A 14,539-nucleotide genomic window follows, 5' to 3' on the forward strand; every position below is an offset into this window, starting at 1 on the left:
AAACTCAAGAGGAACGTCCAACTCAATACTTACCAAAACCATCCTCACACGTGATATCCGCTTTAAGAATTTCGTACAGATTTTGTTTGGAATTCTCTAATTTTTTTTGCGCCTCTTCAATATCTAATATTTTCGCTTGGATAATGCTTGCTTGTTCATTACTTGAATATCCCTGTTTAGAGACCATAGACTGGATCTCATGAATCGTAAAGCCTACAGCTACACATTGTTTGACCACTTCCAGATGCTGAATAATGCTCTGCGCATAGATCCGATAGTTATTTTGATCTCTCAGCACATGTTCATCCGTGATAATACCTATTTTTTCATAGTACCGAATCGTGGATATTGGAAGGTTTACACTGTTCGCTACTTCACTAATCTTCATCTGAATCGCCCCGTTTCTTCTTCTTGCTATAAAGTATACTTCATAGTTTACAATCCTCATAGTGAGACGGATGGAGGTATAACCCATACCCCAATCTCACTAATATTAGATATGAGGAGAGATATGCATATGAATACAATTACCGGCCAATTCAACAAAACCAATGATTTTGATACTATCGTCTTGGAGCGCCATTCCGTTAAAGCCTACGACCCTGAAGTGAAAATCAGCCGCGAGGAGATGACCGAAATACTGGCAAAAGCTTCACGTGCCCCTTCGGCGATTAACATGCAGCCGTGGCGTTTTCTTGTCATCGACAGTGCTGAAGGCAAAGAAAAGCTTGCACCACTGGCATCTTTTAACCAAACACAGGCACTAACGTCTTCCGCTGTCATTGCCGTATTTTACGACGCTAACAATGTTGAATACATGGAGGAGATTTTCAGCAAATCGGTGGAACTTGGATATATGCCACAGGACATCATGGATATGCAGATGCAGCAGGTACAACCTTATTATGCGAACATAACCCCATCCGAATTGCGTGATATGAACCTCATTGACTCAGGCCTCATATCTATGCAGCTCATGCTCGTTGCCCGTGCTCATGGCTATGATACCAACCCTATGGCCGGCTATGATAAAGACCAGATCGCTGAAGCCTTCGGTCTGGATAAAGAGCGTTTCCAGCCCGTGATGTTGATCTCCATAGGTAAAGCAGCCAAAGATGGCTATCCTTCCTATCGCCTCCCGGTTGAAACGATTACGAGTTGGGCGTAACCAATAGCTTTACACATTCCTTCTTATCTAAACCACTGTTAATATAGAAAACGCGTACTTGTATTTAAATAAAAAAAGAGGTCCTATGACAATATTTTATGTCATTAGGACCCTTTCTATATGCCTTCAATTTTATGTTAATGCCATACAGATGTTTTGTTTTATTTAAAAATTCTCATGTGGTGGGTTTGTACGATCCGTTTTTCTACGATTCACCATCTATCCATTTCAAGAATCTATGGTTCCATATGTTTTCATAAAAAGAAATCGTCTCTTTTGCCGACATCCATGGATTATCTAAAGTGGAAGTTCCATTCTGTATCATATAGTTCTCGTATCCCAATCCGTGAGCATATTTTATTGTAGCATCCATACAGTATTCTGTTTGCGCACCACAAAACTCGATACGACTTACAGCTAATTGGTCCAAAAGACTTTTCAGATTTGTTTCGTAAAACGAATTCGCATGTGTTTTACGCACAAAAAAATCTTGCTCTTGAACATCAAGGTCTGCATGTATCGCCCATGGTTCTTCTCCTGGCACTAATGCTTCATCACAATGTTGAACAAAAATGATCGGTTTATGTAGTTCTCTATACAAAGCAATTCTTCTATTCACTTTATTCAGTAGATTATTCAAATCATACAAATGATTTCCATCATAACAAACGCCATTTTGTAGATCGACCACGATCAATACATCCGTACAAGTCTCCATCATTTTCACCTCTCTCTCTTCGTTTGCGATATGTTCATTCAACTTAGAATCTATTGATGTGAAAATTCCTATGATCAGTATACTGGATAACTAAAAAAGATGATATGACTAGGTCATATCATCTTTTCGAATAACTATTTACTTGTTAAAAGATTATTAAATCCAGATTCTTATCGAATCGAAGCGTTGAAAATGAAAGGCTTTAACCTTACTCAACCGTTACGCTTTTCGCCAAGTTACGTGGTTTATCCACATCGTGACCCAGTGCCAGGGAAGCGTAGTATGCCAGCAATTGCAACGCAACTACAGACAGAGCCGGGCTCAAGAGTGGCAGCGTCTTAGGAATGGCAAACGCTTGGTCTACGGATTTCAGCAATGGTGCTACGTGCTCTTCGTACGTAATCGCCAGTACATCCGCGCCACGTGCTTTCACTTCTTTGATATTGCTCACTGTTTTCTCAAGTACGTTCTCCTGCGTTGCCAGGGCAATAACAGGGATACCGTCTTCGATCAATGCAAGCGTACCGTGTTTCAACTCACCTGCAGCATAAGCTTCGGAGTGAATGTAAGAGATCTCTTTCAGTTTCAACGATCCTTCTTGAGCTACTGCATAGTCAAGACCACGGCCGATGAAGAAGAGATGTTCATGTTTGGAGATTTGCTCTGCATATCCTTTGATTGCATCCGCTTGTTCCAACATGGATTCCACTTGCTCAGGCAATGCTTGCATCGCTGCCAGCGTGTGTGCAATTTCTTCTGCAGATTGTGTACCACGAACTTGTGCAAGGTACAGACCAAGCAGGTTGAACGCGATCAACTGTGAAGTATACGCTTTGGTAGAAGCTACAGCAATTTCAGGACCTGCCAATGTTGCGATAACATCATCTGCATCACGTGCAATGGAGCTGCCCACTACGTTTGTGATTGCAAGTACATGTGCGCCATTGGATTGTGCTTCACGCAATGCAGCAAGCGTATCGGCAGTTTCACCAGATTGGCTCACTACGATTACGAGTGTATCTTTGTGCACGATTGGGGAACGGTAACGGTACTCGGAAGCCACATCTGTTTCAACCGGAATACGAACCAATTGCTCAATCACTGTACGTCCAACCAGACCTGCATGGTACGCTGTACCACATGCAATGATTTGAACGTTACGGATATTTTTAATTTGTTCTTCAGTCATTTTCAACTCAGGAAGTTGAACTTTTTTGCCTTCATTATCGATGCGACCCAGCATTGTATCACGATATGCTTTTGGTTGCTCATGAATTTCTTTCAGCATGAAGTGCTCGAATCCGCCTTTTTCTGCAGTTACAGCATCCCAATCGACACGAATCATTTCCCGAGAAATAAAGTTGCCTTCAATCGTCATCAATTCGACAGCACCATGTGTCAATACAGCCATCTCACCATCATTCAGAATGTACACGTTACGTGTATGTTCCAGAATTGCCGGGATGTCGGAACCAATGAAGTTCTCGCCTTCACCAATACCAATAATCAATGGGCTTGCTTGACGCACAGCTACGAGTTTCTCAGGCTCATGCTCTGTCAATACGCCCAGTGCGAATGCACCACGCAACAACGTGATCACTTTTTGCACTGTTTTAACGATATCACCATTGTATTCACGTGCGATCAGGTGAGAGATAACCTCAGTATCTGTCTCGGAAGTGAATGTGTGACCTTGAGCCATCAATTCGTCTTTCAGATCCAGGTAGTTCTCAATAATACCGTTATGCACAACGGAGAACTTCTGGCTTCCATCCGTGTGTGGATGAGAGTTCTCATCCGATGGTTTACCATGAGTTGCCCAACGTGTGTGTCCAATTCCGGCATTACCTACCAATGGTGCACCATCCAGTTTGGCTTCAAGGTTCGCAAGACGACCCAGAGCTTTCGTGATTTGCAGACCTTCCGGTGTGAATACAGCGATACCTGCAGAATCATAACCACGATACTCGAGTTTCTTCAATCCTTCGACCAATACCGATTGAGTGTTCTTATTACCAATATATCCAACAATACCGCACATAGTTTATTTCCTCCGTTTGTATATGAATACTGTGTCACGAAGAGAAACAGGCAGAGGCGGCATATCGGAAAAATGAGTGATTGCCTAACGTTTCATGAATACTTGTTACTTATTCAATTATCAATGATCAGAGCGACCTCTTGTCGCCCCGCAGTCATCATAAGCTGTTATGAATGCAATCATGAATGTACATCATTTTCCCGTCCGCGTACTGTTTACGCTCTTCACGCACATTCATTTGAATTTTAGTTTAACTCTTGCACCTGCACCGGCGCGTTGTGTGGACAGTCACCTATCCATTTTCCGCAATCCGGTTTACGGCTCTGGTGCTTCACCGGGAGGTCCCCGCCGAACAATCCGAACACCTCCACCTCGTCAGCTTGATTGCCGTTGATGTTAATCAGTCTTCCTTCAGCATCGAAGAAATCCTGAGTTCAACATCTTCCCGCGCAACTCCAAGCTCTGGCGCTTGTGTAACTGTAACCTTACGTTCCTCACTTTCTGTGTCTGAATGACGACTCCACTCATTATATGCACGTCAGGTCCATTTTGCAATGGAGCAAAGTACCTGTGACAATTTCAGCATATTTACCCACAATCCCGACCGGATAAACGGACCTATGGTCTCATCAGGCCGGGACGCAGGAATATCCATGCATAAGTCCTAAATCATGTTATATTAAGCCTCGTTCTACACAACAATTCCCTTAAAAAACCGCATGCAGAAGGTATTTCTTACATTTTCCAGTCCTACACCAGTTCTTTTTGCACCACATCTGCGATTTGAGACACAAATTGTTCAAGTTCGTCTTTATCTGGTCCTTCCGCCATAACACGGATCAGGGATTCTGTACCAGAAGCACGAACGAGTACACGTCCATTATCGCCAAGTTGTTGTTCTACTGTAGCAATAGCTTGCTCGATTGCAGAATTCCCCTCGTATTTGCTCTTATCTTCAACACGCACATTCACCAATACTTGTGGGTACTGAGTCATTAGCGCTTTGAGCTCACTCAGTTTTTTACCGGAAGCCTTGAGCGTATCCACGAGTTGAATCGCGGTCAGCATGCCATCTCCCGTTGTATTGTAATCTAGGAAAATAACATGGCCAGATTGCTCTCCGCCTAGGTTGTAACCGCCGCGACGCATTTCCTCCATTACATAACGATCACCTACGGCAGTTTTAGCTGTTTTCAGTGCAAGTTTCTCTGTTGCTTTGTAGAATCCGATGTTACTCATAACCGTTGATACAACGGTGCTGTCCTTCAACTTGCCTGCACGATTCATGGCATCACCACAGATACACAGAATAAAGTCTCCATCCACCTCAGCGCCTGTCTCATCAATAGCAATCAGTCGATCCGCATCCCCGTCAAATGCAAGACCCAGATCCGCTTTATGTTTGAGCACTTCTTGTTTCAGGTTCTCTGGATGAGTTGATCCACATTGCTCATTAATATTCAGGCCATTAGGCTCAGCACCAATGGCAATGACTTCTGCACCAAGTTCACTGAACAATTTCGGTGCCAGCTCATAAGCTGCTCCGTTTGCACAGTCCAAAACAATTTTAAGACCAGAGAATGACTCATTAACAGTCGTTTTCAGGAAGTCGAGGTAACGATAACGAGATTCCTCATCCGTCGTTACTGTACCTAGACCGCCACCAACTGGTCGTGGCAATTGATCTGTCTCCGCATCCATCAGCTCTTCAATCCGGTTCTCTGTCTCATCAGACAGCTTGAAGCCATCTCCGCCAAAAAACTTAATTCCGTTATCCTCGACCGGATTGTGGGAAGCCGAGATCATCACGCCCGCGTCAGCTTTCAACAAACGTGCAATATACGCCACTCCCGGAGTGGATACAACGCCCAGACGAATCACATCAGCGCCAATGGACAACAGACCTGCAACCAGTGCGGATTCCAACATCAATCCCGAGATACGAGTATCCATGCCGATAACCACTTTTGGTCTTTCCACACCACCTGCAAGCACGTAACCACCACAACGTCCAATGCTGTAAGCCAGCTCTGCCGTTAACTCTTTATTGGCAACCCCTCTTACACCGTCTGTACCAAAATATTTCCCCATGATTTAACTCCTTCTATTCGCATCATATACGAGCACTATTATTATTTTTGAGAATTTTAAAATTAGAACGTTTACGGATTCGCGCCACTTTTACTGCCAGTACCGCTGTTATTATTATTTAAATTACCTCGACTGCTTGTGCTCCCCTGTTGGCCCTGATCCTGAGTATCCGTATTCGATTCCGTTTCTTCTTCATCTGGAACAGGCTCAGTTCCCCCATTTTCGACCTCGGCTGGTGTAGGGTCAGGTGCTACCGTTCCCTCGTCAGTCGGATCTTCGCTAGGAGTAGTCGTTGTGTCTTCGGCCTTTTCGCTAATTTTGACCGTTGCACTCAGAGCATTGGATGATTCATCCAGCTTGGCAAAACGGGGCAGGTCGGCTTCAAGCTTGATTTCATGCGTTCCAACCGCAAGTCCAGCAAGATCACCTGTCAACTTGATATCCTCACTACTCAGACCCTCAAGCATACTTGGTGAGCCTGTGAGTGTAAGGTTCAGACCGCCGCTTCGAGGCGTAACAAGCGTCCCTTCCAGTCCATTCCCCGCACCGGTAAGTGTGATGGGGACGTTCGGAAAGACTTTGGTTGTCTCCTCTGCCTCGTCAAATGGTGATATGGTTACCTTGATCTGAATCGAACTAGGCTCGATTTTCTCAAAACCGGAAGGCGCCGTCAAGTCCACGTTAACTGTCGATGTACCCGACTGATCAAACTGTGTAAGATCAAGGGTTACTTGGTCGTAGGACTGTATACCCGCAAGCGCATCCTCAGATCCATAAACCGAGACTTCTTTCACGCTAGGCTCTACTGTGGAGAGAACCAGGCCTTCTGGTAGCTGTCCCGAATATTTGATTCTTAAGGGTATAGATGTATAGGGCTGATTGACCGGAACCCGGACTTCAACCGTTTGAGGCGTTATAATCGCGTTTTCAAGGACCTTACCTTCAGCATCGTATGCTTGAAGTTTCACTTTTTTCTGTATGACGTCTTCCTTGGCATCTTTCACGCTCACACTGCCCTGGACCTTCGCTACAGCTTCGAGTTGCCCTTCGGGCAGAGTTACCTTAACCGGCGTCGAAGGTTCCATTACGGGCGTTCCAGCGCTGTATCCGGCGGATGGTTCCCCTTCGGGTACAATATTCACATTGAAGGATTTGGTGCCCAATTTTTCTACATTCACGGTAACCATAGAGGGCTCCATACTGACCACTTCTACCCCAGAAGGCAAATCTGGCACCAGCGGCAGTGTATTCGACCCATCTTTCACCTGACTCAGATCGACCAGTACCTTGTAATCATCATTGGTAAAAATCGATGTTAGCATCGAGCGCTGCCCTTTGATCTCCAGCCGGACCTCATCCGTACTTAATGAAGTAAGCACATAGCTGTTGCTGTCCAATCCATAAGGTTGAACAGGCACTGTACGTTCCACAACCTTATTGGTTGTCCCTGTTGTAATCGTAGGGGTGGTTGGTACTTCATCCAGATGAATCATGAACCAGAGCAGTAGGCTTACCGCAAGCGCAAGTATTTTGGCAAAGTTATTATTGTTAAACCACTTATCCATTGTTACGTCCTCCCTTCCGTTTCCAGAAGGTTGTCCAACCATTCTTTTTCAGATTGGATGTAGGGCGCAACTCCTCATACAGTTTGGCAATCAGCGATTCTTCCTTAATATCACGAACGACCTGTCCATTCATTGCAAGTGACACTTGTCCTGTCTCCTCGGAGACAACCAAACAGATCGCATCTGCAACTTCGGTAATCCCGATTGCTGCACGATGACGTGTTCCCAATTCCTTACTGATAAACGGATTTTCTGATAATGGCAAATAACAAGCTGCCGCCGAAATCTGTTTTCCTTGTATAATGACGGCTCCATCATGGAGCGGTGTATTTGGAATAAAGATGTTAATCATCAGCTCCGAGCTGACCAGAGAGTGCATCTTAATGCCCGATTCTGTGTAATCGTTCAGACCCGTTTCACGTTCAAATACGACCAATGCGCCGATTTTACGCCGTGACAGGTAATTAACAGACTTAATAATCTCACCAATTAACACCGTTAATTCTTCATCACTCGCTGCCGCTGAACGTCCAAACAGCTTACCGCGTCCCAATTGCTCCAGACCACGACGCAGTTCCGGCTGAAAGATAATGAACACCGCAACGACACCAAACGTAAACATCTGGTTCATTAACCATTTGAGCGTATACAGGTTTAGCCACGTACTTAATGCCCAGATCAGCACAAGGAACAGAATTCCTTTCAGGAGCTGAACAGCACGTGTACCCCGCACAAGCAAAATCAGTTTGTACATAATATAGGTAACGATCAATATATCGATAACGTCCTTAATGGACTCTGTCCACGTTAAGTCAGCAAAATAATTCATAAGCCAGCCCCCGCTATCCCCATTGATGAGTAAACCCTGATCTCATATTAACCCATTAGGATTTTATATAATCCTTTGTCTCCGCATTTTTGCATCATTCGATTTGTGCAAAATGCGTATCTATATGTAGTAGTATGTTCTCTTTAGTATCTAGGTTATAACGTTAACGTTCAGGTTGCAAGTTACGGCAGTCTCAAACTCCACATAAACATTACATTTACCATGAATTACAAAGTTTACGTATAAAAAAAGAGTACCCCATGCAATCTGGAGGTACCCTGCTTGGTATATACCATTGAAGAATTTACCCTGTTCTAGCGATAAGCCACTTCATTTACCATATTGGTTATTTTGTACCAGAACCAATCCAGCGCCTGATCAATACTTTTCACTTGACCTGAAATATGCGCTGTTGAAGCCTGAAACAGTTGTCCGTCGATAACCGTCAGATTGCCGTTCACATCACCATATACTTGCGCGGTTCCATTTTCTATCGTAAGATCGCCAGCAATTGACTTACCTTCAGGAACAATAACCGTGTTACCCTGAATCACGATCTGGTCCAGATTATTTCCTTTAACGACCATTTCGTTATTCTGATTCCAGAAATTCAAGGCGCTAAAGAGCATCACGACCAAAAAGAAGGCTGCCGCCGTCAGCGCGGGATGTCCTTTGACCCATTTGAGCCATACTTGCTGTCTCTTGGGCTGGGGCAGAGCATTCATAATTCGATTGGTCAGCTCATCAGAGGCAGACGGTGAATAGTGTTTCATGGCAAAGAGTAGCATTTCCGTCTGTTCCAACTCTTTAAAGCGCATGCGACAATCCGGACAGATCACAAGGTGACTTTTTAATTCAACCTTCTGGGCCGGGGACAACGACTCATCCAAACATTCATGCATTAAAGAGACGGCCGAGTTGCAATCCATATGAGAGCCAATCCTTTCTTAAATCACTTAGTCCATGAGCCATTAAAAAGCACGCATAAGACTTGCATACATTACATACGCATCCGTTTCGGATATGTTTCAAATAATTTCGCCCATATTTCAAGGCGTTTTAACATTTATAACTTATACTCCAATTTTTTACGTAGAAAATCACGGCCCCGATGAACGCGTGTCTTGATCGTTGTTACGGGCATACCTGTCACGTCACTGATTTCCTGTAGCGACAAGTCTTGTAAATATCTCAGAATCATAACGGACTTATACTTGGCTGGCAAACTGTCAATGGCTTCACGAATGAGCGTCTGCGTCTCTGACAGGAGTGCTTCACTCTCCGGTGTACGATCATCACTCGGGAGCATCGCATAACCATCAGATCCTTCCTGATCATTCAGTTCAGCATCCAAAGAGTATGAAGGTTTCTTTCTGCGCAGTCGGTCAATACACAGATTGGTCGCGATCCGGTAAATCCAGGTTGAAAACTTCTGGTTCGGATCATACTTCTCCATATTACGAAACACACGTAAAAACGTCTCCTGCACAACGTCTTCAGCTTCATGACGATTGTTCAGCATCCGATATGCCAAATGAAATAGCTTGTCCTTATATAGTTCAACGATTTCTGCGAAGGCTCTCTGGTCGCCCTTGAGCACCAGTTTCACAAGCCTATTCTCCAAATTGTCCACCCTTATTCCCCCAGACATGCTGATGGGTCTTCCGTCTTCTGATACCCGTCCACACTTGTAATTCACCAATCAAATCGTAAATCAACTTTGGTCAAAAATCAAGACTGTATGACAAATATCCGCCAAAAACAGTAAAAACGGGAACTCCCGCAGGAGTCCCGTTTCATCTCTCACTCCGTAGAGCAGAGAATAGAGCTTTTATTCAACAAAGTAATGAGTACTTTGTTACATACAGTTATTCAGATGCAGCCGTTCAATAATCAACCCGTATTACGCAGCCCTGCAGCGATGCCATTGATGGTCAGCAACACTTCTCTGAGTAGTTCCGTATCGTCCTCACCACGTTCACGCATATCTCTGAGCTCACTCAGAAGCTGGACCTGCATGTAGGATAACGGATCAACATAAGGGTTACGAAGACGGATAGATTCTTGAATAACCGGTACATCATCCAGAATTTCAGCTTCTCCGGTAATTTTCAGGATTAGCTCTTTTGTAAGCTTGAATTCAGATTCAATTTGACCGTATATGCGATCCCGTGCTTCCTTGTTGGAAGTCATGGCTGAGTACTCTTTGGCAATCACCAGATCTGCCTTGGCTACAGCCATCTGAACCGTATCAATCAGCGTGCGGAAGAATGGGAAGCTTGCATACATTCCTTTCAGGACAACTAGATTTTCCTCTTTATCCTGATAGAAACTTTGCAGCCCTGTTCCTGCCGCATACCATGCCGGAAGCAGATAACGACTTTGCGTCCATGCAAATACCCAAGGAATTGCTCTCAGATCTTCGAACTTGTCGCTACCTTTCCGCTTGGACGGACGTGAACCAATATTCAGTTCACCCACCTCTGGAAGCGGTGTGGATTCCTTGAAGAAGGTAAAGAAGTCCGGATCACGGAAAATCAAATCCTGATATTTCGTCAAAGAAACTTGTGAAATCTCTTTGATGATGCTGTCCCAATGACGCTCGGATTCTGATTCTTGCGGCTCAAGACCATTCAGTGCTGCTGTAATCAGTGCAGAAGTTGCCTGCTCCAGACTACGGTATGCAATTCCCTGAAGGGAGTAACGAGAAGAAATAACCTCTCCCTGCTCTGTAATCTTGATGCCTCCACCAATGGTATGCGGTGGTTGAGCAAGAATACTGCGATTGAGTGGCATGCCGCCACGTCCAAGAGCTCCGCCACGTCCATGGAAGAACTTCAGCTTAACGCCGTGTTCATTACCTACAGCCGTGATCGCATTCATTGCTACACGCAGTTCCCAGTTGGCTGTAACCACTCCGCCATCCTTGTTACTGTCGGAATAACCTAGCATGATTTCATGTAGTTCGTTCCGTCCTTTTACGCTTGCGCGGTATACAGGAAGGTTAAATAGCTTCTGCATAATGTCCGAAGCCGCATGAAGGTCATCAATGGTTTCAAACAGCGGTACCGCTTGAAGTGTAGATACAACCTCACCATTGTTTCCTTTGGTGAATAAACCGACTTCCTTGGCAAATACCATAACCTCCAGCAAGTCACTTGCGCCCTGCGTCATACTGATCAGGTAACTTGTGATACAGCCGGTCCCAAATTCGTTCTGGGCACGCTTAATGGTACGGAAGACATCCAGACACTCTTTGGTTCCCTCCGTGTATTGGTGATAAGGAGAAGTAAGCGGACGCGGATCATCCAGCAAACGAGCAAGCAGATCGATTTTACCGTCTTCAGTCAGACGCGCATAATCTTCTACAATATTCATTTTTGCCAAAATCTCCGACATCGCATTTTCATGTTCCTGACTGTGCTGACGCACATCCAATGCTGCGGTATGGAAACCAAACAACTCGACTTGACGAATCATTTTGCGAATAGTTGTATCCGCTACGTAATCGGCAAAATGATGGCGCAGACTTCGATCAATAATCATCAGATCATCAATCAAATCCTGAGCGCTATGATAACGGTCAGCCTGACCTAATTTATTCTCATCCAGTACATTGTTCAGCTTGGCAATCATATAAGCCAATTTGATGCGATATGGCTCTTTTTCATTCCGCCAGATATCCACTTTTTTCAATGTAACAGAATTGCGGTCCTGCTCAATCGACTGCACCAGCTCATCCGATACATGGATGATGTTCGTGCTGAAGCTGAGATGGCCCATAAGTTCAATCATAATCCGTTGGTATTCACGCAAAGCGAGCTTGCGTTGCATCAACAACGTCTGCCATGTTACATCTGAAGTTACCGAAGGATTTCCATCCCGGTCTCCACCGATCCAGGAACCGAACCGCAAATACGTCGGTACATGCCAGTCATGGTCAGGATAAAATTTGTTCAGGCAGCGTTCCAGCTCCTGATATACATCCGGAAGTACGTGGAACAACGTTTCATGAAAGTAGTACATCCCGTTCCGCACTTCATCGAGTACAGTCGGTTTGCGGTCGCGAAGTTCATCTGTCTGCCAGAGAGTAATAACCTCATTCAGCAGTTTCTCACGCAACTGTTCACGTTCACGTAACGTCAGCGTAGGATTATCAAGTAACATGACATCTTCGGATATCCGTTTGTGGATGTCCAGAATAACCCGGCGCATGGCTTCGGTTGGGTGAGCTGTCATAACGAGTTCAAGCGACAAATCGTCGAGAATCTCTTCCACCTCTGTATGAGACAATCCACGTTCCTTAAGATCCTGTACTGCTTTCTCAATCGATCCTGGCTGCACAGCGTCCCCTGCAGAACGTTCATAATCCCGTTTACGCCGGATCCGATGGTTTTGTTCAGCAATATTAACTAATTGAAAATAAATAGCGAATGCCCGAATAACCTGATGACGATTGTCCGAGTCTAATTCCTGGATCATCGTTTTGAACTCTGCATAGAGTTCTGGCAGAAATTCTGCACGCAACGATTTGCTCGTTTCCCGAATCTTCTCAACGATATCTAGAAGCTCCGTGCCGCCTTGATGGACAAGAACTTCTCCGAGTATATTGCCCAGGAACCGCACGTCTCGCCGAAGCAGGTTGTTGGATTGGCTTTTGCTGGCGGTTACCATAGTTTCAGTCATGCTTATCCTCCCATCTGATCGTTCCATTCGTACACGCAAATTTGACACCTTCATAACATCATACAATAAAATGGTACGAAAATCTTTATTTTTCTACTAGAAAAAATGGGGATTATCCCCGATTTACAGCACAAAAACACGCTTTTTTATTCATTTTCTTGTTCTGCTTCAATTAATGGTCATATGCTGTCGCATGATACCTTTTTCACATACTTTTGATAAATCTAATGTCTCATACCTATACTTAAAAACTCATAAATATACAGTTAATTTAGACATGAGTAACCGTACATGATTATTAGGTAAAACCGCATAATTTCACTATTTGAAGCCAGATGTCATACAAAGAAACATGACCGGCAAAGCAAGCTTTTGTATACTTTACCACAGTGACGCAATAAATTAAAGATGTAAATATAATTTTCTTCACATTACAGTCTGCTTTTTAGAAAAGTTTCTTATGTATGATTCCTAACATAATGTAATCAAGGCATAACTTTACAGACTATTCCTACATAATTTTCTTAGCCTCTTGGGCAGATTAATTTATAGCTCTAAAAAAAAGGAGGACTCAAATCTAATGAAAAAAGCTACAACGATTATTGCTTCTGTGCTTCTCGTCGCTTCTATAGCTGGTCCTGCTGCTGCTGATAATCATATGACTAAAGGAATGGACACTAACGGTTCACGTGTCCAGTCTTATCAGGACAGCAACTACATGAATCGTACAAATACCAACATGAACATGGATGGGAACTACCGCAACAACGGTGACTATCGTACCAACAGTGTTCGTGCTAACGCCGCAACAACCGATCGGGATAATGGCATGGATTGGGGCTGGCTCGGTCTGCTAGGACTCCTTGGTTTAGCGGGCATGCGTAGAAGAGTGACCGATCACAACGAGCGCTAATTGGGCCAAATCACATTACTTTAACTGATGCCTCTAAAAGCATCTTCTTCCCAAATAGTAAACAAAAGAGCCAAGCCCCTCATTTAGCATACAGAGGGTCGTCTTGGCTCTTTTTTAATCCTGTAAAGCTACATAATATAACTGCTACTTCGCGCATAGAAAAACAAATAAAAAACTCCCCACATGTGCGGAGAGTTTCTTATTAAATAATGTAAGCGGGTGATGGGAATCGAACCCACGCTATTAGCTTGGAAGGCTAAAGTTCTACCATTGAACTACACCCGCATAAGCATAAAATCGGGATGACACGATTTGAACATGCGACCCCCTGGTCCCAAACCAGGTGCTCTACCAAGCTGAGCTACATCCCGATACTAAAAAAATAATGGCGCGCCCTGAGAGATTCGAACTCCCGGCCTTTTGATTCGTAGTCAAACGCTCTATCCAGCTGAGCTAAGGGCGCAAATATTGGAGCGGAAGACGGGAATCGAACCCGCGACCCTCGCCTTGGCAAGGCGATGCTCTACC

The 14,539-nt window shown here is 44.4% G+C and carries 11 protein-coding genes and 3 tRNA genes; 2 read left to right on the top strand and 12 right to left on the bottom strand.

Annotated elements, in window-relative coordinates; genetic code table 11:
• Positions 1-22: 22 nt before the first annotated feature.
• Complete coding sequence (locus tag AB4111_RS27390) at positions 23-388, bottom strand: MerR family transcriptional regulator (protein WP_442034197.1); 366 nt, start codon at positions 386-388, stop codon at positions 23-25.
• Positions 389-517: 129 nt separating this feature from the next.
• On the opposite strand from AB4111_RS27390, the gene AB4111_RS27395 reads away from it, so the two are divergent.
• Complete coding sequence (locus AB4111_RS27395; RefSeq protein ID WP_442034199.1) at positions 518-1,168, top strand: nitroreductase family protein; 651 nt, start codon at positions 518-520, stop codon at positions 1,166-1,168.
• 205 nt (positions 1,169-1,373) lie between these two features.
• Here the strand turns inward: AB4111_RS27395 and AB4111_RS27400 are convergent, their stop codons facing one another.
• The 8 genes from AB4111_RS27400 to ppc form a co-directional block, all read right to left on the bottom strand.
• Entirely contained in the window at positions 1,374-1,886 is a 513-nt protein-coding gene (locus AB4111_RS27400; RefSeq protein WP_442034223.1) for a cysteine hydrolase family protein, read from the bottom strand.
• 208 nt (positions 1,887-2,094) lie between these two features.
• A complete protein-coding gene (glmS, locus tag AB4111_RS27405) occupies positions 2,095-3,927 on the bottom strand; it encodes a glutamine--fructose-6-phosphate transaminase (isomerizing) (RefSeq protein ID WP_442034201.1) in 1,833 nt (610 codons plus the stop codon).
• A gap of 750 nt (positions 3,928-4,677) precedes the next feature.
• Complete coding sequence (glmM, locus tag AB4111_RS27410; RefSeq protein WP_145325919.1) at positions 4,678-6,018, bottom strand: phosphoglucosamine mutase; 1,341 nt, start codon at positions 6,016-6,018, stop codon at positions 4,678-4,680.
• 71 nt (positions 6,019-6,089) lie between these two features.
• On the bottom strand, positions 6,090-7,583 hold the full coding sequence (locus AB4111_RS27415) for a CdaR family protein (protein ID WP_442034203.1): 1,494 nt from the start codon (positions 7,581-7,583) through the stop codon (positions 6,090-6,092).
• Positions 7,576-8,412 carry a diadenylate cyclase CdaA gene (gene cdaA / locus AB4111_RS27420; protein ID WP_017692119.1) on the bottom strand — a complete coding sequence of 279 codons (837 nt, stop codon included), beginning with the start codon at positions 8,410-8,412 and terminating at the stop codon, positions 7,576-7,578. Before cdaA ends, AB4111_RS27415 begins: the two co-directional genes overlap by 8 nt.
• A 314-nt stretch (positions 8,413-8,726) precedes the next feature.
• Positions 8,727-9,341, bottom strand: coding sequence for a zf-HC2 domain-containing protein (locus AB4111_RS27425; protein ID WP_017692118.1), 615 nt, complete (start codon positions 9,339-9,341; stop codon positions 8,727-8,729).
• A gap of 137 nt (positions 9,342-9,478) precedes the next feature.
• A complete protein-coding gene (gene sigW, locus AB4111_RS27430) occupies positions 9,479-10,045 on the bottom strand; it encodes an RNA polymerase sigma factor SigW (protein ID WP_017692117.1) in 567 nt (188 codons plus the stop codon).
• A 260-nt stretch (positions 10,046-10,305) separates the two neighbouring features.
• Positions 10,306-13,098, bottom strand: a complete 2,793-nt coding sequence (gene ppc / locus AB4111_RS27435; RefSeq protein ID WP_442034206.1) for a phosphoenolpyruvate carboxylase — start codon at positions 13,096-13,098, stop codon at positions 10,306-10,308.
• Positions 13,099-13,678: 580 nt separating this feature from the next.
• Between ppc and AB4111_RS27440 the strand changes: the two genes are divergently transcribed.
• Entirely contained in the window at positions 13,679-14,011 is a 333-nt protein-coding gene (locus AB4111_RS27440; protein ID WP_442034208.1) for a WGxxGxxG family protein, read from the top strand.
• Positions 14,012-14,225: 214 nt separating this feature from the next.
• Here the strand turns inward: AB4111_RS27440 and AB4111_RS27445 are convergent.
• The 3 genes from AB4111_RS27445 to AB4111_RS27455 form a co-directional block, all read right to left on the bottom strand.
• Positions 14,226-14,296, bottom strand: a tRNA-Gly gene (locus AB4111_RS27445).
• Positions 14,297-14,308: 12 nt separating this feature from the next.
• Positions 14,309-14,382: transfer RNA gene (locus AB4111_RS27450), tRNA-Pro, on the bottom strand.
• 15 nt (positions 14,383-14,397) lie between these two features.
• Positions 14,398-14,474, bottom strand: a tRNA-Arg gene (locus AB4111_RS27455).
• Positions 14,475-14,539 lie beyond the last annotated feature (65 nt).

It is taken from the genome of Paenibacillus sp. 2KB_22 (genome assembly GCF_052115745.1).
Taxonomy (GTDB): Bacteria; Bacillota; Bacilli; order Paenibacillales; family Paenibacillaceae; genus Paenibacillus.

Excerpts from the sequence above, each read along its gene's own strand:
- AB4111_RS27390 (WP_442034197.1), bottom strand. The coding sequence starts at position 388 with ATGAAGATTAGTGAAGTAGCGAACAGTGTAAACCTTCCAATATCCACG.
- AB4111_RS27395 (WP_442034199.1), top strand. The coding sequence starts at position 518 with ATGAATACAATTACCGGCCAATTCAACAAAACCAATGATTTTGATACT.
- AB4111_RS27400 (WP_442034223.1), bottom strand. The coding sequence starts at position 1,886 with ATGGAGACTTGTACGGATGTATTGATCGTGGTCGATCTACAAAATGGC.
- glmS (WP_442034201.1), bottom strand. The coding sequence starts at position 3,927 with ATGTGCGGTATTGTTGGATATATTGGTAATAAGAACACTCAATCGGTA.
- glmM (WP_145325919.1), bottom strand. The coding sequence starts at position 6,018 with ATGGGGAAATATTTTGGTACAGACGGTGTAAGAGGGGTTGCCAATAAA.
- AB4111_RS27415 (WP_442034203.1), bottom strand. The coding sequence starts at position 7,583 with ATGGATAAGTGGTTTAACAATAATAACTTTGCCAAAATACTTGCGCTT.
- cdaA (WP_017692119.1), bottom strand. The coding sequence starts at position 8,412 with ATGAATTATTTTGCTGACTTAACGTGGACAGAGTCCATTAAGGACGTT.
- AB4111_RS27425 (WP_017692118.1), bottom strand. The coding sequence starts at position 9,341 with ATGGATTGCAACTCGGCCGTCTCTTTAATGCATGAATGTTTGGATGAG.
- ppc (WP_442034206.1), bottom strand. The coding sequence starts at position 13,098 with ATGACTGAAACTATGGTAACCGCCAGCAAAAGCCAATCCAACAACCTG.
- AB4111_RS27440 (WP_442034208.1), top strand. The coding sequence starts at position 13,679 with ATGAAAAAAGCTACAACGATTATTGCTTCTGTGCTTCTCGTCGCTTCT.